Source organism: Flavobacterium flavigenum, assembly GCF_027111255.2.
Lineage (GTDB): Bacteria > Bacteroidota > Bacteroidia > Flavobacteriales > Flavobacteriaceae > Flavobacterium > Flavobacterium flavigenum.
Genome location: NZ_CP114285.2, coordinates 2731409 through 2754950, shown reverse-complemented (window position 1 = coordinate 2754950; position 23542 = coordinate 2731409). Strand labels below are relative to the sequence as shown.

The 23542-nt window shown below is 34.2% G+C and carries 24 protein-coding genes; 12 read left to right on the top strand and 12 right to left on the bottom strand.

Annotation, left to right across the window (positions count from 1 at the left end; all coding sequences use genetic code 11):
- Positions 1–97: 97 nt before the first annotated feature.
- From OZP09_RS11325 to OZP09_RS11290, 8 genes are all read left to right on the top strand, one after another.
- Positions 98–868, top strand: coding sequence for a DUF3108 domain-containing protein (locus OZP09_RS11325; RefSeq protein ID WP_025571166.1), 771 nt, complete (start codon positions 98–100; stop codon positions 866–868).
- On the top strand, positions 868–1809 hold the full coding sequence (locus OZP09_RS11320) for a tryptophan 2,3-dioxygenase family protein (protein WP_281309402.1): 942 nt from the start codon (positions 868–870) through the stop codon (positions 1807–1809). The genes OZP09_RS11325 and OZP09_RS11320 overlap by 1 nt, the downstream gene beginning before the upstream one ends.
- Before the next feature lie 22 nt (positions 1810–1831).
- Complete coding sequence (locus OZP09_RS11315) at positions 1832–3052, top strand: peptidoglycan DD-metalloendopeptidase family protein (RefSeq protein ID WP_269233777.1); 1221 nt, start codon at positions 1832–1834, stop codon at positions 3050–3052.
- 9 nt (positions 3053–3061) lie between these two features.
- The gene (locus OZP09_RS11310) at positions 3062–3682 is read left to right on the top strand and encodes a hypothetical protein (RefSeq protein WP_269233775.1); all 621 of its coding nucleotides are present in this window, start codon (positions 3062–3064) and stop codon (positions 3680–3682) included.
- 120 nt (positions 3683–3802) lie between these two features.
- On the top strand, positions 3803–5446 hold the full coding sequence (pgi, locus tag OZP09_RS11305; RefSeq protein ID WP_281309401.1) for a glucose-6-phosphate isomerase: 1644 nt from the start codon (positions 3803–3805) through the stop codon (positions 5444–5446).
- A 315-nt stretch (positions 5447–5761) separates the two neighbouring features.
- Complete coding sequence (locus OZP09_RS11300) at positions 5762–9076, top strand: TonB-dependent receptor (RefSeq protein ID WP_269233774.1); 3315 nt, start codon at positions 5762–5764, stop codon at positions 9074–9076.
- A gap of 112 nt (positions 9077–9188) precedes the next feature.
- Complete coding sequence (locus tag OZP09_RS11295) at positions 9189–9611, top strand: hypothetical protein (RefSeq protein WP_269233772.1); 423 nt, start codon at positions 9189–9191, stop codon at positions 9609–9611.
- Between the two features lie 89 nt (positions 9612–9700).
- The gene (locus OZP09_RS11290; protein WP_025572605.1) at positions 9701–10186 is read left to right on the top strand and encodes a septal ring lytic transglycosylase RlpA family protein; all 486 of its coding nucleotides are present in this window, start codon (positions 9701–9703) and stop codon (positions 10184–10186) included.
- A 15-nt stretch (positions 10187–10201) separates the two neighbouring features.
- Here OZP09_RS11290 and OZP09_RS11285 read toward each other — a convergent pair whose 3' ends face one another.
- On the bottom strand, positions 10202–10657 hold the full coding sequence (locus OZP09_RS11285; RefSeq protein ID WP_269233769.1) for a DinB family protein: 456 nt from the start codon (positions 10655–10657) through the stop codon (positions 10202–10204).
- A gap of 76 nt (positions 10658–10733) precedes the next feature.
- On the opposite strand from OZP09_RS11285, the gene OZP09_RS11280 reads away from it, so the two are divergent.
- The 4 genes from OZP09_RS11280 (at position 10734) to nadD (ending at position 13583) form a co-directional block, all read left to right on the top strand.
- Positions 10734–11090 (top strand): arsenate reductase family protein, encoded by a 357-nt coding sequence (locus OZP09_RS11280; RefSeq protein ID WP_269233768.1) that lies wholly within the window; start codon positions 10734–10736, stop codon positions 11088–11090.
- A 307-nt stretch (positions 11091–11397) separates the two neighbouring features.
- A complete protein-coding gene (locus OZP09_RS11275) occupies positions 11398–12258 on the top strand; it encodes a YicC/YloC family endoribonuclease (RefSeq protein ID WP_269233766.1) in 861 nt (286 codons plus the stop codon).
- Between the two features lie 63 nt (positions 12259–12321).
- Positions 12322–12894, top strand: a complete 573-nt coding sequence (gene gmk / locus OZP09_RS11270; RefSeq protein ID WP_281309400.1) for a guanylate kinase — start codon at positions 12322–12324, stop codon at positions 12892–12894.
- A gap of 107 nt (positions 12895–13001) precedes the next feature.
- Positions 13002–13583 (top strand): nicotinate (nicotinamide) nucleotide adenylyltransferase, encoded by a 582-nt coding sequence (gene nadD / locus OZP09_RS11265; RefSeq protein WP_269233765.1) that lies wholly within the window; start codon positions 13002–13004, stop codon positions 13581–13583.
- A gap of 73 nt (positions 13584–13656) precedes the next feature.
- Here the strand turns inward: nadD and OZP09_RS11260 are convergent, their stop codons facing one another.
- The 11 genes from OZP09_RS11260 to prs all read right to left on the bottom strand — a co-directional run bounded on the left by OZP09_RS11260 (position 13657) and on the right by prs (position 23513).
- Entirely contained in the window at positions 13657–15126 is a 1470-nt protein-coding gene (locus OZP09_RS11260; RefSeq protein WP_269233764.1) for a nicotinate phosphoribosyltransferase, read from the bottom strand.
- Positions 15123–16070 carry an ADP-ribosylglycohydrolase family protein gene (locus OZP09_RS11255; protein WP_269233763.1) on the bottom strand — a complete coding sequence of 316 codons (948 nt, stop codon included), beginning with the start codon at positions 16068–16070 and terminating at the stop codon, positions 15123–15125. Before OZP09_RS11255 ends, OZP09_RS11260 begins: the two co-directional genes overlap by 4 nt.
- A 14-nt stretch (positions 16071–16084) precedes the next feature.
- Complete coding sequence (locus OZP09_RS11250; protein ID WP_269233762.1) at positions 16085–16633, bottom strand: RNA 2'-phosphotransferase; 549 nt, start codon at positions 16631–16633, stop codon at positions 16085–16087.
- 18 nt (positions 16634–16651) lie between these two features.
- A complete protein-coding gene (locus tag OZP09_RS11245) occupies positions 16652–18451 on the bottom strand; it encodes a tetratricopeptide repeat protein (RefSeq protein ID WP_281309399.1) in 1800 nt (599 codons plus the stop codon).
- 7 nt (positions 18452–18458) lie between these two features.
- Positions 18459–18986, bottom strand: coding sequence for a riboflavin biosynthesis intermediates N-glycosidase (ybiA, locus tag OZP09_RS11240; protein WP_269233759.1), 528 nt, complete (start codon positions 18984–18986; stop codon positions 18459–18461).
- A gap of 7 nt (positions 18987–18993) precedes the next feature.
- Entirely contained in the window at positions 18994–20076 is a 1083-nt protein-coding gene (locus OZP09_RS11235) for an adenylosuccinate synthetase (protein ID WP_269233758.1), read from the bottom strand.
- Between the two features lie 44 nt (positions 20077–20120).
- Entirely contained in the window at positions 20121–20981 is an 861-nt protein-coding gene (locus tag OZP09_RS11230) for a hypothetical protein (protein ID WP_269233757.1), read from the bottom strand.
- A gap of 2 nt (positions 20982–20983) precedes the next feature.
- Positions 20984–21319 (bottom strand): hypothetical protein, encoded by a 336-nt coding sequence (locus tag OZP09_RS11225; protein ID WP_269233756.1) that lies wholly within the window; start codon positions 21317–21319, stop codon positions 20984–20986.
- 82 nt (positions 21320–21401) lie between these two features.
- Positions 21402–21869, bottom strand: a complete 468-nt coding sequence (locus OZP09_RS11220; RefSeq protein WP_281309398.1) for a nucleoside 2-deoxyribosyltransferase domain-containing protein — start codon at positions 21867–21869, stop codon at positions 21402–21404.
- 1 nt (position 21870) lies between these two features.
- Positions 21871–22689: a TIGR02452 family protein gene (locus OZP09_RS11215; RefSeq protein WP_281309397.1), complete on the bottom strand. Its 819-nt coding sequence runs from the start codon at positions 22687–22689 to the stop codon at positions 21871–21873.
- Complete coding sequence (gene prs, locus OZP09_RS11210; RefSeq protein ID WP_269233754.1) at positions 22686–23513, bottom strand: ribose-phosphate diphosphokinase; 828 nt, start codon at positions 23511–23513, stop codon at positions 22686–22688. Before prs ends, OZP09_RS11215 begins: the two co-directional genes overlap by 4 nt.
- Positions 23514–23542 lie beyond the last annotated feature (29 nt).

The following is a 23542-nucleotide window of genomic DNA, read 5'->3' as shown; positions in this document are numbered from 1 at the left end:
CATAAAAACTCAGTCATTCTTTTGACTGAGTTTTTTTGTTTTGGTATATTTGGAATAAAATTTGCGTTTATGGCTAGTAAACAGTAAATATCTTATTATGAAAAAACTAATTCTATTCATATTTATACTCACCACACTAAGTTTTGATACCTACAAAGAAGATGCTTTTGATGTGGGGGAATATTTCAAATTCAGGATCCACTACGGAATTGTTAATGCAGGTTATGCTACTTTAGAAGTTAAGGAAGCTGTTGTAAACAATAAAAAAGTTTTTCATGCCGTGGGTAAAGGATACACAACCGGAATGTCAAAATTTTTTTTCAAAGTAGAAGATTTATATGAAAGCTATTTTGATAAAGAAAGCGGTGATCCTTATCGATACATCCGAAAAATAAACGAAGGAGGTTACACGAAAAATCAGGAAGGTTTTTTCATGCAGTCACAAAATCGTGTTTTGGTAAAAGATTATAAACGTAAAACCGAAAAAACAATTGTTGTTAATGATAATGTGCAGGATATAATTTCGGCTTTTTACTACCTCCGTAATCATCCTAATATCGACAAACTAAAATCGGGTGAGTCCATTACAATTGATATGTTTTTTGATGAAGAGATCACAAAATTTAAGTTAAAATATATAGGTCGTCAGGATATTACAACTAAATTTGGCACCGTTTCTACTATGGTTTTTAAACCTTTAGTACAGACAGGCCGGGTTTTCAAAGAAAAAGAAAGTGTAACGCTTTGGATAACAGATGATAACAATAAAGTTCCGGTTAGAATAAAAGCAGATTTAGCAGTTGGATCACTTAAGGCTGATATTGACGAATACAAAGGATTAAAATATCCATTTAAAGTAAAAAAATAATGAATACCACGGATAATTCTGAATCAATCCTAAAAGAAATTGATCTTAAATATAAAGCCATAAATCAAAAAACAGATGTCCAGCTTGAAGGGTTGCTTTGGTCTAAACCAATCACCTATTGGGATTATATTCAGACTGATGCGCTTTTAAGCCTTCAAATTCAGCGTACTACGCTTCCTGATGAAATGGTTTTTATTATGTACCATCAGGTAAACGAACTGATTTTTAAAATGATTCTGTGGGAAATTGACCAGATTGCGGATACAGAAAATATTCAGGTTGATTTTTTTAGCGAAAGACTTTCCAGAATTACCCGCTATTTTGATATGCTGACCAATTCTTTCAGTATTATGGAAAACGGAATGGAGGTAGAGCAATATATGAAGTTCAGAAATACCCTGACTCCTGCAAGTGGTTTCCAGAGTGCCCAGTATAGAATGATTGAATTTGCTTCGACTGACGTTATTAATTTAACAGACAGAAGGTACAAAGCTAATTTTGATGAAAATACAGATGTAGAAACCTCTTTTGAGCATTTATACTGGCAGGCAGCAGGGAAAGATTATCAGACAGGCGAGAAATCATATTTGCTTCAGGAATTTGAAAAAAAATATAAAGGACAATTCCTGCGCCAAATGTCAGAGTTTAAAACGAAGAACATCTGGCAGAAATTTACCCAGTTACCAATTCAAGATCAGCAAAATACTGAGTTGATTAAGGCAATGCGTCATTATGATTATACTGTAAATATTACCTGGGTAATGCAGCATTTAAATACAGCTATAAAATATATTTTAGAAAGCGGAAAAGGAAACGGAGAAGCTACAGGTGGAAGCGACTGGCAAAAATATATGCATCCAAAATACCAAAGACGCATCTTTTTTCCTAAATTGTGGACCGAAGAAGAATTGTCCAATTGGGGGAATGAGCCGACGGCTTAGTTTTCCAGAAAAAAATAAAAGTTTGAAAAAAGCATTCGTAATTATAATACTCTTATTTTCAATAATTTCTTGTAATAAAAAAGAAGAAAAAGTTGCAACTAAAATTACTAAACCAAAAACTAAAAAGGTAGAATTTGGCTTTAATTACAATGATTTTAATGTGGTTCACGATACTGTAAAAAAGGGTGATTCTTTTGGATCCATCATTCAGCGTCAAAATATTGGCTCAAAACAGGTTTATAATATAGTTGAACAGGTTAAAGATTCTTTTAATGTAAGGTCCATTCGTTATAATAAGCCTTACACTATTCTTCGTTCAAAAAATAAAACCAATAAACTGCAATTTTTTATTTATCAGCCGGATGCCCTTACTTATTATGTTATTGATTTTAGGGATACGGTTGCAAATGCTTATAAAAAAGTAAAACCGGTTACGTTTAAACGTAAAATAATTGGCGGGGTTTTAAAAAGCTCCTTATCTGAAACTTTGGGAAACAATAGTGTAGAAGCGGCACTTGCAGGTCGCATTACCAAAGTATTTTCCTGGTCGATTGATTTCTTTAAACTTAAAAAAGGGGATCGTTACGGTTTGATTTTTACAGAACGGTTTATCAATGGTAAAACCTACGACGGTGTTGAAGATTTACAGGCTGCTTTTTTTGAATACAAAGGAAAAATCGTTTATGCTTTTCCTTTTGAAAAAGATACGCTGTCCGGAAAAATTGAATATTATGATGATGAAGGAAAAACACTGAAAAACTTCTTCCTAAAAACACCTATTAAATTTAGCCGGATTACTTCCAGATTTACGATGAACAGGTTTCATCCGGTACAGCACAGATGGAAAGCCCATAAAGGAACAGACTATGCAGCTCCAAGAGGAACTCCAATTTCTACAACCGCATCAGGAGTGGTAGAGCAAACGGGCTATACTGCCGGAAACGGAAACTTTGTAAAGGTAAAACACAACGGAACCTATTCGACCCAATACTTACACATGTCTAAAATTCTGGTACGCCGCGGACAGCGAGTAACACAAGGACAGACTATCGGACTTGTTGGAAGTACAGGTTTAGCTTCTGGGCCACATGTTTGTTATCGTTTCTGGAAAAACGGTATTCAGGTAGATGCCCTTCGATTAAACCTTCCAACGGGAGAATCTTTAACAGGAAATGATAAAACACGTTTCTTAAAACAAATGGAACCTTTAAAAAGAGAATTGGATAGTATTGGGAATCTTTAGTTTTGAAATATGAAGAACAAACGCATTAAAGAAACTCTTGACGAGACTTTTTCAGATTTAAAACTATTCTACAGAGACACGAATTTGACTGACAGCTTAATTGAAAAGTATAAAGTTGGCCAAATAATCAAAGAAAAAGGATTTACCGATATGACTTCTATGGGAGGAGGGCTTTCGGGGAATTTGAGATATTTAATTGCAAGTGCCAATGCAAAAGATTTATCGAAATTTAATCCTGATTCTGTGAAAATCGGGCATTTTCTTCTGGATGAAATTTCGTTTTTTAAAGTTTTGGATATCTTGAAAATCGGAAATAAAACACAGGTTTTTCTGCTTCATATTCCTGATAATTCACTTTCGCTTTTTAAAAACTCAACTTCTAATCTCGAAGAAGAAATAACAGAAAAAGCCAGGCAAAAATTTAGTTCCAAAATCAATGCTCCTTTAATTCCTGAATTGCAGACAGAAAACTGGAAAGAAAGAACAAAATCGTCTATTGGAATGAATGATCAGGGCGAAATGTTTTTCGATGATGCAACCATAAAAATTGAAGAACCCAAAAGAATTGAGATCAACAAGGATAAAAAGATCATTGAAATTAATAAAAAGCCGTGGTGGAAGATTTGGTGATTTTTTCGAAATTATAAATCCATTATAAAACGTTTTCGTAACTAATTGCCCTGCAAACAAGTATTAAAAGCTAATTTCAGTATTTTTGTGTTTCTAAAAAAACTACAATCTTATTAAAAAATGGCTTTAAATACAACAAATCCAACAGGAACTGATGCGTGGAAAAATCTTCAAAACCACTTTAACGCAATCCAGCAGACTACAATACAGGAATTATTTCAAAAAGATAGTGCACGTGCAGAGAAATTCAGCTTGCAATGGAATGACTTTTTAGTAGATTATTCTAAAAACAATATTAGTGAAGAAACTATTTTGCTTTTGTTAAAATTGGCAAATTCAATTGGATTAAAAAGTGCAATTGCTGATTATTTCGGAGGAGAAATCATCAATCAGACAGAAAACAGAGCGGTTTTGCATACAGCTTTACGTGCGCCGGAATATGCCGTTATAAAAGTGGACGGAGAAAATGTAATTCCGGAAGTTTACGAAGTAAAAAATAAAATTAAAAACTTTACAAACGAAGTAATTTCGGGACAAAGAAAAGGTTTTACTGGAAAAGCTTTTACTGATATCGTAAACATAGGAATTGGAGGTTCTGACCTAGGTCCTGCAATGGCGGTTGAAGCCCTTCAATTTTACAAAAATCACTTAAATGTACATTTTGTTTCAAATGTTGATGGTGATCACGTAAATGAAGTAATCAAAAAATTAAATCCTGAAACTACATTATTTTTGATTGTTTCTAAAACTTTTACCACTCAGGAAACTTTATCAAACTCCGAAACTATAAAAGAGTGGTTTTTAAAGTCCGCCTCTCAGGAAGATATCGCGAAACATTTTGTGGCAGTTTCAACCAATATTCAAAAAGTAACCGAATTCGGAATTAATCCTGATAATATTTTCCCGATGTGGGACTGGGTTGGAGGAAGATTCTCCTTATGGAGTGCGGTTGGTTTGAGCATTGCTTTAGCAATTGGCTTTGATAATTACAATGATTTACTCAAAGGTGCCAACGAAATGGATGAACATTTCAAGTCTGCTGAATTTGATCAAAATATTCCGGTAATTTTAGCTTTATTGAGCGTTTGGTACAATAATTTTTATGGTGCAGAAAGTGAAGCTTTGATTCCGTACACGCAATATTTGCAAAAATTAGCACCCTATCTGCAGCAGGCAACCATGGAAAGCAATGGGAAAAGTGTTGGCCGTGACGGAAAACCGGTTAATTATCAAACCGGAACTATTATCTGGGGAGAGCCGGGAACCAATTCGCAGCACGCCTTTTTCCAACTAATCCATCAGGGAACAAAACTGATTCCGACAGATTTCATCGGATTCATAAAACCATTATACGGTAACGATGACCATCATGACAAATTGATGTCTAACTTTTTTGCACAAACAGAAGCTTTGCTAAACGGAAAAACAGCTGCACAGGTTCAGGCTGAGTTTGACAAACAAGGGCTTTCTGCAGAAAAAGCAGCTTACTTATTGCCATTTAAAGTATTTACAGGTAACAAACCGACCAATACAATTCTAATTGAAAAACTGACACCTAAAAGTTTAGGCTCTTTGATTGCTTTATACGAACATAAGATTTTTGTTCAGGGCGTAATTTGGAATATCTTTAGTTTTGACCAATGGGGAGTTGAATTAGGAAAACAGCTGGCCAATTCTATTTTAGAAGAAATCAATTCTAAGGCGGTAAAAACGCATGATAGTTCGACTTCATTTTTACTTAATCATTTTTTAAACAAAAAATAATCTTATCATCTGTTTTAAAATATAAACGTCTTAATTTTTTAATTAAGGCGTTTTTTTGTTAAGTAATTTTAACAATTCTTACAAAACATACTGGTTTTTACATGGTTATGCAAATTCATTATTAAGTATTATTATTCTTTTAATAAAAAAATTAAGCATTAAATGGAAATATTGTATTTTATTTATCATTTAAAGATAAAATCGTTTTAATGTTCAATGCAATGCATAAAACTTGTTATTCTTAACTTTTTGATAACATTATCTGATTAATTTGTTATAATTTTGCCAAAAACAAATAACGAAACAAACGCAAAAATGAAAAGAATTATTTTTATTTTGACTATTTTTCTAACGGCTCTTGGCCAAGCTCAGGTAACTGGATCAGCAATGTCAGGAAAAGTTAGATCAAACAAGGGAGAAGCTCTTCCAGGAGCAACAGTGGAGATTGTTCACAAACCAACTGGAACTAAGTATTTTTCTACAACTGATTTTGACGGAGGATATTCTGCGCAGGGTTTAAGACCGGGTGGTCCATACACTGTTAAAGTAAGTTATATTGGTTATAAAACAACAGAAATCACTGAAATTAATGCTGCTTTAGGTAGTAATTTAACTGTAAATGTTGTCATTGATGAAGAATCAAACGCATTACAGGAAGTTATTGTTAGTACAAAGTCAAAAGGAAATTTTAATAAAGGTCGTACGGGTGCTTCTCAGCAGTTTACAAATAGAGAGATAGCAGCTGTTCCTGTTTTAGGGGCTCGATCAATTAATACCATTACAAAGTACAATGCGAATGCAGGAGCTAATGGTACTTTTGGAGGACAGGATTCAAGATTAAACAATTTTACAATTGACGGTTCTGTTTTTAATAATGGATTTGGTTTGGGAAGTGATTCACAAGCTGGTGGTAGAACTGGTTCGACAGCAATTTCATTAGATGCTATTGAACAATTGCAAGTGAACATTGCTCCTTATGACGTGCGTCAATCAGGATTTTTAGGTTCTGGAATTAATGCTGTAACAAGAAGTGGAACCAATGAGATTGAAGGTTCTGTTTATCACTCTTTTAGAAGTAATAAAAAAGAATTTATTGGTACTCATGCAGGAGATGTAACAATTAAGCCGGGGAAATTTGATGAGAAAATATGGGGAGCACGTATTGGCGCTCCTATTATAAAAGATAAATTATTCTTTTTTGGTAATTTTGAAACTCTTGAAAATATCAGTCCGGCAACGACCTGGACATCTACAGGTTCTCCAAATTCTAGCGGACAGGTTTCTGCCCCAACTTATACTGAAATGCAGACTCTTTCTAACTTTATGAAAGAAAAATTTGGTTACGAAACTGGTCCTTGGGAAAATTATAATGCAGAGAAAATTTCAAAAAAATTCTTAGCCAGAATTGACTGGAATATTAATGATAACCACAAACTTAGTGCTCGTTATGTATTTCATGATTCTTCATCTGATGAGTTAACTTCAAATTCAAATTCATTAGGATTTGGTAATAGAAGAACAAGTGCACTTGCAATGTCTTTTCAAAATAGTGGTTATACTATTTTGGATAATACAAGATCTATTGTTTTAGAGTTAAACAGTAAATTAAGTAATTCCTGGCATAATAACTTTATCGCTGGTTACGATAAACAAATTGAAGACAGAGGTTTGCAAGGAGGAGGTTTGTTTCCTACTATAGATATAAAACAAGGAACGGCTACATACATTTCTGTTGGATTAGATCCTTTTACACAAGGAAATAAACTTACCTATTCAACTTTACACTTTACAGATAATTTAACCAAAACTATCGGAAAACATTCTTTGGTGTTTGGTGCAAACTTTGAATATTTCAAGTCAAGCAATTTGTTTTTCTCAGGATCAAACGGTGTTTATATATTCAATTCTTTAACTGATTTTTATGCTGCAGCTAATGAGTCTGTTGCAAATGGAGGTGCTCCTTCTTCAGCAACAACAACTTCTCCTGCCCGCTTTCAATATAGATATTCTGCTTTACCAGGTGCTGAAGAACCAATGCAGGTTATGAAATCGAATAAATTGGATATATATGCTCAGGATGAGATGAGATTGAGTGACAGATTTAAATTAACTGTAGGATTAAGAGCTACCAGAGTTTGGTATGCAGATACAGCATTAGAGAACCCAGTTGTTACGGCTATGACTTTTGCAAATGGAGAAAAATTCAATACCGCTGATATGCCGGATCCTGCTTATTTATTCGAGCCTAGAGTTGGTTTCAATTTGGATTTGAACGGAAATGCTTCGACAATACTTCGTGGAGGATCAGGTATTTTTACTGGTAGATCTCCAGGGGTATATATATCAAATCAAATTGGAAACAATGGAGTACTTACAGGATTTGTTGACGTAAGTGGTGCTGCTTTAGCTGCTGGAGGATATGGTTTTACACCAACACCAGCACAGTATTTTACTCCGGCTACACCAACAGCTCCATCTTCTTATGATTTATCTTTTAATGATAAAAAATTCAAGTCTCCTCAGGTTTGGAAAACTACTATGGCAGTTGATCAAAAACTTCCTTTTGGATTTGTTGGAACGGTTGAAGGGATTTTGCAAAAAAATATCAATGCAATTCAATATTATAATGCAAACTTCGATGCACCTGTAGGTACATTTGCAGGACCAGATAATAGACCAAGATACTCGCGTAATGATGCTGGTGTAAGAGTAAATGATAACGTTTCAAACGGGATTGTATTAACTAATTCTGACGAAGGATTCTTTTACTCTACAACTTTCAAGCTAGAGTATCCTTATCAAAGAGGTCTTTGGGGATCTTTTGCTTATACTCATTCAAGAGCAACAGATTTAATTTCTCCAGGATCAGTTGCGTCTGGTTCATGGACAGGTGCAAGATCTGTTAACGGTAATAATGATTTAGCAGTATCTGCATCAAATAACAACACTCCGCATAGATTAGTTGGGGTTATAGGCTACAAAATTGAGTATGGTAAAGGATTAGGAGGAGCTACTTCTATCAACTTAGGTTATATTGGAGAACAGGCTAGTCCATTTACTTACGCTTATGGAGGAGATATGAATGGAGACAGAATTAATGGGAATGACTTGATTTATGTTCCTAATAGTGCTAGTGAATTAAGATTTGCAGAATTATCAGTAACTAATGTTGTAAATGGGGTAAATGTTGTAACCAAATATAGTGAAGCTCAACAACAAGAAGCATTTGATGCTTATATTAATCAGGACAAATATCTTCGTGACAGAAGAGGTAAATATGCTGAAAGAAATGGTGCTATTTTGCCAATGTTACATAGATTAGATTTGTCTGTTACACAAGATATTTATATTAAAATAGCAGGAAAAAAGAATGCTTTCCAAGTTAGAGCCGATATCTTAAATTTTACAAATATGTTAAATAAGGACTGGGGGGTAACTCAGAGAGCAACAAATGCAAATGTATTAGCTTATAGTTCGACTGCTGCGGGTAATATTCCTGTTTATCAATTAGCAACACAAACAGATGCAAATGGAACTAAAACTCTAATTAAAGACACTTTCCAAAAAAATAGTTCTACTTTTGATGTTTGGCAAGCACAATTTACACTTAGATATACATTTGGTAACTAATATCTGCTAAATAAGAATCAAAATAAATATCAAAAACGGCATTGACTTTTAGTTTAATGCCGTTTTTTTTTCACCTTTTTTGTTATATTTGTTTTAAACAAAATATTAATCTATGTACCCTTTTATTCAAAAACTCCACTCCGGTTGGGCTTATTTGGCATTACTACTTTTATTAATTGCAGTTGTAAACGCCATTCTCGGATTCACTTCAAAAAAAGATTTTACAGCCAAAGACCGAAAAATTGCCCTGTTCGCTTTAATAGGAACACATACACAATTGTTAATTGGTTTGATTCTTTATTTTGTATCTCCGTTAGGAAAAGATGCTTTTGGTCAAATGTCTAACGCTGCACTTCGATTAACTTCATTAGAGCACCCATTAATCAACTTAATTGCGATTGCCCTAATCACAATAGGATGGTCAAAACATAAAAAACTAATTAACAGCGAAGCAAAATTTAAAACATTTGCCATATTTTACGGAATTGGTTTGGTGCTTATTTTAAGCAGAATTCCATGGAACTTATGGTTCTAAAAATACCAAAATAAGCCCTTCCTACAGGGCTTTTTTTATCTCGGCATATTATTTGTATAAGTCCCCCCAAGTCTGAAAAAAAATAAATTATGAGGAATAAAAAAAATATTTTGCTCTCTCTCCTTTCGGTGACTTTATTAAGTTGCTTTACCTACGTTATGAGTCAGAGTAAACCGGTTGAAACCAAGGTTTCTCAGGATACTTTAAAAACAGATAAACTAAAAATGGTGCCTTTAAACGATTCTGTTTTTAGCGTTGAAGGCCTGAAATTGAAGGTTTACAAAAAATCAGCTCATGCTTCTTATTACCATGATCGTTTTAACGGAAAAAGAACAGCAAGCGGAGCACGGTTCAATAATAATAAATATACTGCCGCCCACAAAAAATTACCTTTCGGAACAAAAGTAAAAGTTACAAATGAAGCCAATGGCAAATTTGTAATTGTTGAAATTACAGACAGAGGGCCATTTGTTAAAACCAGAGAAATAGATTTATCTAAAAGAGCTTTTATGGAGATTGCCAAAAACAAAGGAGCAGGTGCCATGAATGTGACAATTGAAACTATTGAAAAATAAAAAATCCGAAAGTTTCTAAACCAACTTTCGGATACTCATTATTATTCCTGTGTGCGTGCCTTCATGGTAATTATTGAATGAGAGGGCATCTTCTACATTTCGAAGTGTAAATCCCATACTTGTGGTGTACTCAGTATAGTTTGTGAAAATTTTATCTGCGTAATCTTTTTCAGCCTGATGTAAGGTGTCTGAAAGCAATCTTCTGATTTCATCAACTTCAGCTTGCGAAACGTCGCCTTCCGGTTTGGTGTCTTTTCTATATTTAGTAATAAACTCATCAGAGACTATTGAAGGCAAACCTGATAATTTATAAACTAAAGCTTGTTGGGCAGCTATACAGTGCGCAATATTCCAAATAAGGTTGTTTTTAAAACCTTGCGGAATTTTATTTAATTGTTCTAATGAGTGATTGTCTAAAACTTTCAGAAGAATTTCCCTGCTTGTTTTTTGTACTTCGAAAACTGAATTCATAAATTTATTTTTTTAATAAAATTAGACAATTTTAAGTTTCAATGAATTTTCTTTGTACCGAAATAAACTAAAAATTATGAACAAAATATACTACTTAGCCTCTTGCGATACATGCCGTAAAATAATCAAAGGCCTGCCAAAAGATAATGATTTAGTTTTTCATGACATCAAGCAAAATCCGATTACTGAAGCTGAACTGGAAGAAATGTACCAGCTTTCTGGAAGCTACGAAGTGTTATTCAGCAAAAAAGCACAATTGTACAAGTCAATGGATCTGAAAAACAAATCACTGACTGAAGCTGATTTTAAAAAATACATTCTGGAGCATTATACTTTTATCAGCCGTCCGGTCTTTATCATTGATGGCAAAATTTACATTGGTAACAGCCAGCAGAATATTTTGCAGGTTATGAAAACTTTAGAAGAAAAGTAATATATTACTCGTCAGTTCGAGTGTTTTGTTTAAAAAAGACGATAGTTTTTTTAAATAAAATGTATCGAGAACCTTAGTATTAAAAAGCTTCTCGATACAATTTTTAATCATAAAGCTGTCGCATCATTATTAAAAATCACTCGAAGTGACGAATGTAATTCCTGGCTTAGTAAGATAAGGGAAAAGATTGCAGCGGATAGCCCGGCCGTTAGGCAACGCCCATAGAATTTAAAACGTAGACGCCATGAAAAACTAGAAATCTTCCCTGTAAAGTTTTTTAGTATCTTTGCGCCTTTATACTCAATATATGATACAATCGATGACGGGTTTTGGTAAAGCTTCTTTGCAATTGCCAACGAAAAAAATTACTGTAGAAGTAAAATCTTTAAATAGTAAAGGTTTAGACCTGAATGTGAGAATGCCTTCTGTTTACCGTGAAATGGAATTGGGTTTACGAACCCTGATTTCAACCAGACTGGAAAGAGGAAAAGTCGATTTTGCGATTTATGTTGAAAGTACTTCAGAGCAGACTTCTACCAAGGTAAATGTTCCGGTTGTAAAAAATTATATAGCCCAGTTAAGGGAAGTTTATCCGGATGCTGACGAAACCGAATTGATGAAAATGGCGGTCCGTATGCCGGATGTTCTGAAAACAGAGCGTGAGGAAATTGACGAAAACGACTGGGAGCAGATTCAGGTAATCATTGATGAGGCATTGCAAAATATTTTAAGTTTCAGAAAAGACGAAGGAGAGTCGCTTGAGAAAGAATTCAATCTTCGGATTGGTAATATCCGTCAGTATATGAATGATGCGCTGGCTCTTGATCCGGAGCGTGTTCAGGCGATAAAAGACCGTTTGCAAACAGCGATTTCTGAACTTGAGGTAAATGTTGATGAAAACCGTTTTGAACAGGAATTGATCTATTATTTGGAGAAATTAGATATTACTGAGGAGAAAGTTCGTTTGACGAATCATTTGGATTATTTTCTGGAAACCATAAAAGGAACTGAAGCAAACGGTAGAAAACTTGGTTTTATCACTCAGGAAATGGGCCGCGAAATTAATACCATGGGTTCAAAATCGAATCATGCACAGATGCAGAAATTGGTCGTAATGATGAAAGATGAACTGGAGAAGATTAAAGAGCAGGTACTAAACGTATTATAAAGTAATTAATGAAGTGAATGGTAATGCTATTCACTTTTTACTAATTACTAATTACCAATAACAATGAACAAAGGAAAATTAATTGTTTTTTCGGCACCTTCAGGATCCGGGAAAACAACGATAGTAAAACATTTACTGAAACAGGAAGATTTAAATTTAGAATTTTCAATCTCAGCAGCTTCACGTGCTCCGCGTGGGGAAGAGGTTAACGGAAAAGATTATTATTTTATTTCGCTGGAAGAATTCAAAAAACACATCAAAGCCGAAGATTTCCTGGAATGGGAAGAAGTGTACCGAGACAACTTTTACGGTACTTTAAAATCGGAAATTGAAAGAATCTGGGCCTTGGGCAAAAATGTAATCTTTGACATTGATGTTGCCGGCGGACTACGTATCAAACACAAATTCCCTGAACAAACTCTGGCTGTTTTCGTCAAACCACCAAGTGTCGACGAATTAAAACGCCGCTTAAAAGAACGTTCCACAGAAAGCGAAGACAAAATCAATATGCGGATCGCAAAAGCTTCGGTTGAGCTTGCAACTGCTCCACAATTTGACGTGATTATTAAAAACTATGATTTGGCTGTGGCTTTGGAAGAAGCGCATCAGCTGGTGAAAGACTTCGTAAATAAGTAATTATTCCGCAGAGTTTCACAAAGGTTATACACAGAGATTCGCAAAGTATTTTTTAAACTTTGCGAATCTTTGTGCTATCTTAGCGAATCTCTGTGAAACTTCAAAAAATGAAAATAGGACTCTATTTCGGAACCTACAATCCCATTCATGTTGGTCATTTGATTATTGCCAATCACATGGCTGAATTTACTGATCTGGATCAGATCTGGATGGTGGTTACGCCTCACAATCCATTGAAGAAAAAAGCAACACTTTTAGATGATCACCATCGACTGGAAATGGTTTTTCTTGCAACAGAAGATTATCCAAAGATAAAACCTTCGGATATTGAGTTTAAACTGACCCAGCCGAATTATACTGTAAACACACTGTCTCATTTACACGATAAATACCCAAACCATGAATTCTCGCTGATTATGGGGGAAGATAATCTGAAGACATTGCACAAATGGAAAAACTATGAAGTAATTTTAGAGAATCATGATATTTTCGTGTACCCACGCATTTCAGCAGAAGCAGAAAATACCGAATTAAAATCGCATCCTAAAATTCATATTATTGACGCACCGGTTGTAGAAATTTCGTCTACTTTTATTCGGAACAATATCAAAAAAGGAAAAAATATCCGGCCGCTTTTGCCTTCAAAAGTTTGGGAATATATTGATCACAATAATTTTTATAAGAAATAAAAATGCCCTAAAGAGTGGTTAACTTTTAGGGCATGTTTCAGGCTTTAGTTTTTATAGCATTTCTTGATGGTGATTAAGCTTCAATAATTATGTCGCATTTTACTCTCGCTCTAATATCACTTAAAGACTGATCTGCCAAAAGTTTTCCGTCTCTGAACACTTCTTTCAGTTCGCCTTGTTTTTCTTCTTCCCATGAAACATTGTCTGTTAAATGATATACGCCATCAACGAGATCAATTTTCATAAGGCCTTTAGCCGATTTTTTGGTTCCGTCATCCGTGATCGGATCTTTGAAGATGGCTCTTCCTTCGCCATCAACTTCTCCATATGTGGCTTTCATCGCAAAACCAAAAGTATCTCTGGTGTTATATTGATACGTAAAAGAGCCAATTCCCAAAACTACATTGGTAGAAGCGAATCCTTTTGCTTTTAATCGCTCGCAAATCTGAATCGCTCTGGCAACCGTGATACTGTCGCCGTAAATAGCGCCAATTTGCGGTACCAATTCTTTAAATCCTTTGTCATTTACGCTTCCGCCAAAAACATCCCAGATAAGTTCGATAACACCTTTCTTTTCCTGTTCTGTTTTCCCGTTCGGGTTTCCGCAGATGATATCCACAGGATCACCGCTGTCAGGACGGATTACGACTTTGCCTTCTCTTGAAATGATTTCTTCTTTTAAGCGTGGCAGATAATCGGTTAAAACTTTCCATAAATCCCAGGTGTCAGAAACGATAGAAACGATTCCTTTTGGATACACTTCTGTAATTAATCTTTTGAAAGTTTCACATTCGCCTTCGGTAGTTCCCATACACATAACAGAATGCTCGGTTGCAGCTACTGAACCTGCGATTAATTCGGTATCAGAATTGGCGTTGTAATATTCTTCAAAGAAATCAATTGCCGGAATGGTATCTGATCCTGTAAAACTCAATAAGTGGCCTGCTGCAGAAGTTACGGCTGCTTCGATTCCGCCCATTCCTCTCATAGAGAAATCATGCCCCTGCCAGTTTACAAAATCAGGTGCAGATGAAGTTTCTTCAGCGTATTTGTCCAGTACCTTTCTGTATTCTCTTGCAATTGTAGCAGAATTGCAAGGCAGCCAGATTACGGCAGAAAGCAAGGTTTCGAAATAATTGGTCAGCCAGAAAAATTCCGGAATGGTATTGTACATTGTAAACATTGGTACTCTCAACGGAACGCTTGCACCTTCAGGCAATGCTTTAAAAACCATCGGAATGTATCCTAAGTCATGTAAATCTTCAATGTGTTTGGTGCCCACCTGATTTTCGCCTAAATAATTATTGATTCTTCGGGCGTATTTTTTAACGACTTCTTCTTTTGGCTGTTTGAAGAAATGTGTATCAAAATCATGAATAATGTATTTTTTGATAAAATACTGCAATCCGAAAAAGACCACTTCTTCAAGACCTTCAATTCTTGATTTTCTGGGTGTCCAGTTAGAATATACTAAAGTGGTTTTTTCAGGATACTGCCTTCTGTGGTCAACTTTGTAACCGTCAGTTAATAATAATGGGTTCATATATTGTTATTTAAATTATCTGATAATCGTTCTGCTAAATTTTTTATATCATTGGATTTGACTAACTCATCAATCCATTTTTTTGGAATATTTTCGATTCCGTAATAAATGCCTGCGAGACCTCCTGCAATTGCTCCGGTTGTATCGGTATCTTCGCCTAAATTAACGGCTTTTAAAACTGTTTCCTCATACGAGTCCGAATTCAGGAAACACCATAAACTTGCTTCTAAGCTATGCAATACATATCCCGAAGAATGAATTTCACTTTCATTATACTTCGAAATATCATTTTTAAGAATCCTGTCAAATAACTGAATTTCTGAAGGATTAAAATTTTTATGTTCCAAAAATGCCGAAACAGTATTTTGCATTTCTTTATATGATTCGAATTTATCTTTATCTTTTAGAATTTTCAAACCATAAATTACATAAATAAAACAGGCAAATACAGACCGGAAATGAGCATGTGTGATGGATGAAACTTCTTTTACTTTTTGATAAATAACGTTTAGATCTTTTTCATTTTGGAGATAAAAAACCAAAGGCAAAATACGCATTAAAGAACCGTTTCCGTTATCTTCTTCATTAAAGCCTCCACATAAATCCGGCTGATGACCTTTTGCTATATTAAGGATCGCATGTCTGGTTGCTATTCCGATATCAAAAACTTTTCCGTGTGGTGTCCATAATTCTTCACTGTACCATTTTACAAAATTTCTGGCGATATCATTCAAGTCATAGTCTTTGCACAAACTTTCGGCTAAACAAAAAGCAAGCGAACTGTCATCGCTCCAGGTTCCTGCCGGCTGATGATGGGTTCCAAAACCAAACATCTCCGAAACTGGATTCTGTTTCAAATACCCTCTGGATTGAAATTCTACCGGAACACCTAAAGCATCGCCAATTGCCAAACCTAATAAACCTGATTTTATTTTATCTTTCATTAAAAACAATTTTATCAAAACTCTATATATTTTACCGGTACTTCATCAGTGAGCCAGACATTGTTTTCGGACAAATAAAATTTGAATCCGTCTTTATGCATTTCACCGCTTCTAATGGTTAATATCAGTGGAATTCCTCTTCTGCTTCCCACTTTTGTCGCTGTTTCTTTTTCTTGTGAAAGATGCACATGCTGACGGCTCATTTTTTGTAAACCTTCCTTTTTGATATTATCTAAAAACTTTGAGACTGTTCCGTGATATAAAAATTCTGATGGCTGAACTTCTGCTAAATGCAATTCAACTGAAATCGAATGTCCCTGACTTGCACGGATTTTGGTTTTGTCTTCACTAAATGCGAAACGCTTTTTGTCGTTATTTTCGACAACATAATCCAAAATTTCGGCTGTCATTTGATTCTGACTTCCTCTATTATTACATTTTATAATTAATTCTTCTACATCTGCCCATCCATTTTCGTCTAATTTTAATCCGATAGTTTCAGGCGAATGTCGCAGCACCAGGCTCAAAAACTTGCTGACGCTTTTTGCTGTTTTTTCATTCATAATTTCAATTTATCAGATTTATTTAAAAGGTAATTTTGATATATGAATTTCAGGTTTAAACGCCTTATTTGAAAGAAAATAATGAAATGTTGAAGCCCATTCCTCTGCTCTTTCAACTTTTGGTCCAATAGTAATATTTTTTAATAAAGGTGCGATTGATATTAATTCAATATAAACTCGATTAGGGTAAAGAGATGGAAGGAAATTCTCTTCTTTAAAATCTATTTTTTTATCAAACCCAACAGCTTCATTAATCACAAGGCGGATTTCATTTTCATATAGATATTCTATGCTTTTGAATAGATAGGCAATTTCATTAAGTAATTCAACAATTTCCAGCTCTTCATTCTTTGCTTTATTTTTCTTTTTAAAAAATTTAGCATATTCTGTTTTTAAATCAGCCATTAATTTAGCCAAAATTTCATTAGATTCGGATGTTGAACCTGAGAAACAGAACTTTTCATCTTTTCTATAAATAACTTTATAAAATTCAGCATCTAAATTATTTGGTAGATTTGCTTCTCCACCAGTATTTACCAACTTCTTAATCTCTTCTTTGAATTCCTTAATATTCATTGTTAAAGAACAACCCTTCGCTTCTTCAAGCCCTTCTTTACCATACATTCTCCATAAGGTCAAATCATTATTTTTAGTAGCATCAACAAAACTTCCTATAAATGGTCTCTTAGTAAAGATTTCTGACTGATTATTATTAATTTTAGTATTAGTAGTTGTTACTTCTAAAAATTTAAACAACTCTTCTCCCTCAGATGTGTCATTTAAAAAAGTACCTTCTGATAATCTGAATGAACTATTTTTTAGAATTAAAAACTGAGCCGTTGTTATACTTGTATAATGAGTTATACAATCTTCCTCAAACTTAATTAAGAGTTTAATTTTTTTGATAATTTCACTTATCCTTTTATATGAAGAGTTATCAATTTTTTTATTTATCTCGTCAATTTTTGACAATGCATTTTTGTATGTAAAACTTTCCTTATCCTTTGTAAATAATACATATAATTCAAAATTTTCTTTAGCTTCTTCTATTTTATTTTGTTCATCATAAAGCAAACCTAAATTATAATAAGGTGTAGCATATGAAGCATCCAATTCTATTGATTTCTTATAACAATCTACTGCTTCTTTATACTTACCCATATTTTTATACAAATTTCCATAGCCATTGTATGCATAAGTATAATTAGGATATAAGCGTATAAGTTCTTTGAAATGATTTTCTGCTAAAGAATTTTCCTTTAATAAAGTATAGATTAATGCTAAATTGTAGTGGGACAAAGAATTATTTGGGTCAATCTCAAGAGCCTTAAGATAATTTTTTTTTGCAATATCATATTCCTCTTTTCTAATATAAATCCTTCCTAGTGCAATATATCCATTTACAGAAGATGGTTTTAAATTTAGAAATTTATCAAAAAAAGTAGTCGCTAATTTATATTTTCCTAATTGACGATATAAGTTACCTAAGTTATAATAGGGAGATGTAAATTCTGAGTTGATTTCAATTGATTTTTTAAAATAATTTTCAGCTAATTTATAATCTTTTTTATAAGTAGAAACTAATCCTAAATAATTGAGTGCTTTTGCACTTAATAAAATTTCTAAAGATATTTTTGCAACTTTTTCACAATTTAGAAACTTTTTTAGATGCCAAAAAGCTTCAGCTTTTTCCAAATATAAATTCGAATTTTTGTACGTTTTAAGTACTGATTCAGGAAGAAATTTTAGGACTTCATCCCATTTTTTATCCGCATTAAGAGCTTTTGCTCTTTCTAATATAACTTCAACATCTTCCATAATCAATTTATTTCAATTCATCCCTAACTTCCATCAAAGCAAAACCCAACAAATTCAGTCCTTTCCATTTTTCCGGATTCATGACATCTTTATGATCACTCGCGATTCCAATTCCCCAGATAGGATCCACCGGACTTGCTTCTACCAAAACTCTGTCTTTCGCATTGATCAAAAATTCCTTTAACGCTTTATTTTGACTGAATTTATGAAGATTTCCTTCTTTTACAATCTCAAAACGATTTTCTAACCAGATTTTGTCATCGTAGTTTCTAACTTCTCTTCCTAGCTTTTTGGCTTCTGCCGGAGAATCAGCTTCAAGGATTTTTTCTAAAATTTCCTGATCCTGAAATAATTCGGCTTTTTTGGCCATCATCCAGTGTTCGGCAGTTTTGTAGGTAACTTTATCTACTTTAAAAGAACTTAACCACCATTGACTGAAACAGGTTTTGGTAATTTTCCCGTCTTTATTGGGCTGATGTCCCCAGAAAAACAAAAACTTACTTTCAGGAGCTATATTTTCTATCGTATATTTCATCTTTTACTTATTGAAACAAAGAAGTGATGTTTTTAAAATCTTTTGAATCGGGCGAAAATGATCCGTAAATTTCATTAAAATCGGTCGTCAGCTTTTCAAATTCATATTCTTTCTCGAGTTGATCCATACAGGTTACGACCAAATTTCTTTTCGCATTCGGACTGTAAGCTGCATCGATTTTTAAAGCGTAATTCAATAAATCATAATTTAAATCGCCAAAGCGAAGTTCTTTTTGATATTCGTTGAACACACAGGTTTCTTCTTCGTTGTTTTTTAATTTTAATTCCCTTTCATTTGGCATCCAGCCGTGTCCATGTCTTGTGGTATAACTTCTGGTTGCATAAAACACTTCAATATTTTCAATCTTTAATCTATTACAAATTTCAATTGCATTTTTTGAAGTCGTATTTGCATACGTCACATTCGGAAAAACACCATGATCCATATCGAGCAGGATTCCCTGACTGCCTTCAAAAATTAAAGTCTCATAATTCTCTAAAAAACTATAATCACTGATGATCCATTTTATTTGGTCAATGGCTTCCAGATATTTTTCGACTTCCTGATCGATTTCACTTTCGTTTAGAAAACCATAGTAATAGGCGATTTGGTTTAACTTTTCTAAAAGCATTTCGCGTGGCGCAATCAAATCTATCGCAAACAATTTGTACGGACCTTCGTTTCTTTTCATGGTTGCCCCGATACCTTTTCCGCAGGTTCCATGATCGAGATTTCGAACATTATTTCTGTTTTGCCAGACATCAAAAGGCGTGGTAACTTTTGCCAAAGGATGAATGTGAATTTCCGTATTCCCTCCATTTTTTTCTAACTCCGCTTTTTCATTATATAAAAAAAGAGGATGAACCGTGCAATGTTCACTAAAATAAGAAGGCAAACCCCGAAGCGCACCACTCGCAAAACTCGAATGAACGTGTTTCTTGTCACCAATCATAACCGTATGCGCTGCCTGCTGACCTCCCGAAAACCGAATAACCATAGCTTCAGGATTTTGCTTTGCAAGAAAATCGGTTGTGATGCCTTTTCCTTCATCACCAAATCCTAAACCTATAACTATTTTTGCTGTTTTCATTTTGTTGTTATTTTAATCTCGCAAAGACGCAGAGTCGCAAAACTTTAAAGCATTTCGATATTATCTAAACTGTCTGTTCCTGAAACGGTGGTTCCTAAACCAGAACTTTTGTATCGGTCGCAGATAATATTTTTGATTACGTTTGGAATTTCTCTGTGATCTTCAATAGACAAGCAGTTCTGACCTAACAATTCTTTCCATTCTACATCGGCATTAATCGCCTGATTTGAGTGCAAAACACTAATGTGATATACATCGTATCGTTTTTGAGCTTCTGCTAATAATTCAAGATGCGTATAAGTCTGTTGTCCCTGACCCATAATTTCTTTTATGGCAGAAGCCGGAAGTGTTTTTAAACCCGGCTCGTCACCAACGGTAAACAACAATCCTTTTTGTCCACGTTTTTCTAAAGCATCGGTTTTGGTATGAAATGCTGCGAAATACCAAGCTAAAAGATAACTTTCACCAGCGTTTCCGCCACCGCCAGATTCAATATACGTTCTCGTTAACCACATATCCAATTCTTCATCTCCAGATTCAAACTGTCCTACCTGTAACGGATATCTGTCGCACTCATGATCTCCGATTCCTAAGAATAAAAGTGCCGGATCCGGAACGCCTCCCTGAATAATGCCGCCCATTAATTTAGGCAATCCATCTTTAATCAGTTCATGCGGAATATGACCCATGCTTCCGGTAACGTCCAGTCCTAAAATAATCGGAACTGTGTTTGGATGCACCTCAGAATCTCTGGCTTCTCTTACAATCACTCCGTTTGGGTTCATCGACTCATGAGCCATTCGTAATGCATTCTGTGTAAAAATTTCGCCTGCTGATTTACTGGCGTAACCTACTTTTTTTGCTCTGCTTTCGCGAGCACCGAAATCGTATCTTGTTCCTCCCATGATTAAAATGTTTTACCGAATAAATACTCAAATCTCTTTTTTGTTACTTCAAACTGGATATTCAGATTTCTGATGGTCAGCGAAAGTTCCATATCTTTCTGAACAAAGGCCTCGGGCTGAAAATCAGTAAATGTCAGACTGTTTTTATCCAGTGGACTAATATCGATCAATCCTTCCTGTTCTCTTTCGAGTCTTTTGATTTTTAGCTCAATATCTTCAACTCTGCGTCTGTAAATTAATTCAGAATCTTCGCCAATTACTTTGGCTCTGTCTTCTCTAATCTGATCATTGTTTCTTTTTAAAGACTCAATAAATCTTGGTTTTAAATCGTCGCTCATGGTTTTTTGGTTTATTGTTAATAGTTTGTTGTTTTAGGTTTCAGATTGCTTTGATACTTAAAACATGGAATCTGATTAATAGTTAATTAATTTTAGTTTTTAATTCTAATACTAAATCATCTAATGTTTCAAAAGTTGAAATTCCCTTTCGTTTACAAACAATGTCGATGTTTCCTTTTCTCCAAAAACCTTCTTCACAGCATACCAGCATTTTTTTTGAATCGGCAAACAATCCAAGTTCGAGCATTGAAATGGGAGATTTAGAGTTTTTATCAAAAAACATAATGATGAAATCTGATGCTTCTAAAGCATCTAACTCCCAGTTTACCTGATCACTGAACTGTTTATTTTCGATTGACTGCACCCAGCTTGAATCCCAGTCAAACCGTCTTGGATTAAAAACAACGACTTCTTTTTCCTTGTAAAAATCCTGAAAATCTGTGACTATTTTTTGCTGCCAATCTTCCGAATTACTCATTTCGATTGTTCCGGCAAGAAAGATTTTGATTCCTTCTTTTTCAATTTCGTTTACTGGATAAATGACTTTCATATCAATTAAATGTATCTTCGAAATGTTTAAAATTTGATTTTTTTTCCGAATTGTCAAATACTGCAAAAACTATTTTTTTAAAAGCACCTGTATATTTTTCTGCAATAATTTCTTTGAAAAAATGGGCAACATCTTTGGGCTCATTTCTAAAAACACCGCAACCCCAGGCTCCCAAAATCAGTGTGTCAATATTTTGTTTTGCCGCAATTGCCAATACTTTGTCCATTCTTTTTTTGAAAATCACTTCTGTTTCAGCAATTTCTTCTTTTCTATTATGCTGCAACATCGCGCCTTTGTTTGGTGCTGGTGCTGTAATAATGTCAACTACAAATGGTTTTTCAAAATAATTGCCATTATCATCATTCCAAAACAAAACATTCGGACTATAAATCATGTAATCTGAATATAAAAACGAAGACTGATTTCTATTAAAATCATACATCGTTTTGTCTTTGATCTGCGTTTCATAAAGATTAGATGATCGAGCCAAACTTTCTTCCTGAGCGGAAGCACCTCCCAAAAAACCACCGCCCGGATTTTTTGCAGAAGCGAAGTTCAAGACACAGATTTTTCCGTTTTCCTCTTGAGCAATTGCTTCAATTGTCGAACAGTTTTTTGTCACAATTTCTGTTTTAAACTTATTTTCAATTGGACTTTTCAATATTTCGTCCCAGTCGTTTGGTACAATGGTAATCGTATTTTTTTTGGACTCTTCAAGTTCTTTTTCTATGACAATCTTTTTTCCTTTGTATTCATAAAAACCATTTTTTATGATTTCTAAGGTTTTATTTGCTATTTCTACTCTATAATTTTTATTCATAATTTTAATTTTATAACCTCTACCTTTTCATCATCAAAATCTTTGAAAGAATTGGTGGTAAAGATTTTATCAAAGCAGTTTAAAACTTCAAAACCTTTATTGAAAATTCCGTGGCTTACTGCTAAATATAATTTTCCGGCGTTTTTCTTTTTCAATTCTTCTGCTAATCCTACGAAAGTTCCTCCGCCGTCACAGATATCGTCTACAATTAGACAATCTATTCCGTTTAAATCCTCTTCGTAGACTTTGAAACCAGATAATCTTCCGGTTTTTACGTCACGGCTTTTACTGCATTCTACAACTTCAATTCCACCTAAGAATTCAGAGACTTTGTAGATTTTTTTCAAAGCGCCTCCATCGGGAGAAATCAATTTTACGTTTTCTCCAATTACTTTTAAAACTGCTGCGATAAAAGCATGATTTGGAATCACTTCACAATTATTAACTAAAGCGGGCGTAACTTCAGAATGTGCATCAAAAACAAAAACTTTATTCAGTTGTAATCCGTTGATGATATCCGCGTACACTTTTACAGAAAGAGATTCTCCTTTAATCATCACACGATCCTGTCTTGCGGCCGGAAAATACGGAATAAACAAATCGATTACCTTAACATCCATTCTGCGTAAAGCATCTACTGTGATACACAATAAGCCCAAATCATTGAATGAATTTAATCTGTGAGTAATAGTTACTTTTTCATTGATATCAAAATTAGGATCGATTTTGATGTGTGGCTCTCCTCCAGAAAAGGTAAAACTTTGAAAATTGATTTGTTTCTGGTTTTGTATCGGAGTAAATTTTGGGTCGAGATTTAGTATCATAGTGTTGTTGTTTGCGTTAATTATACGCA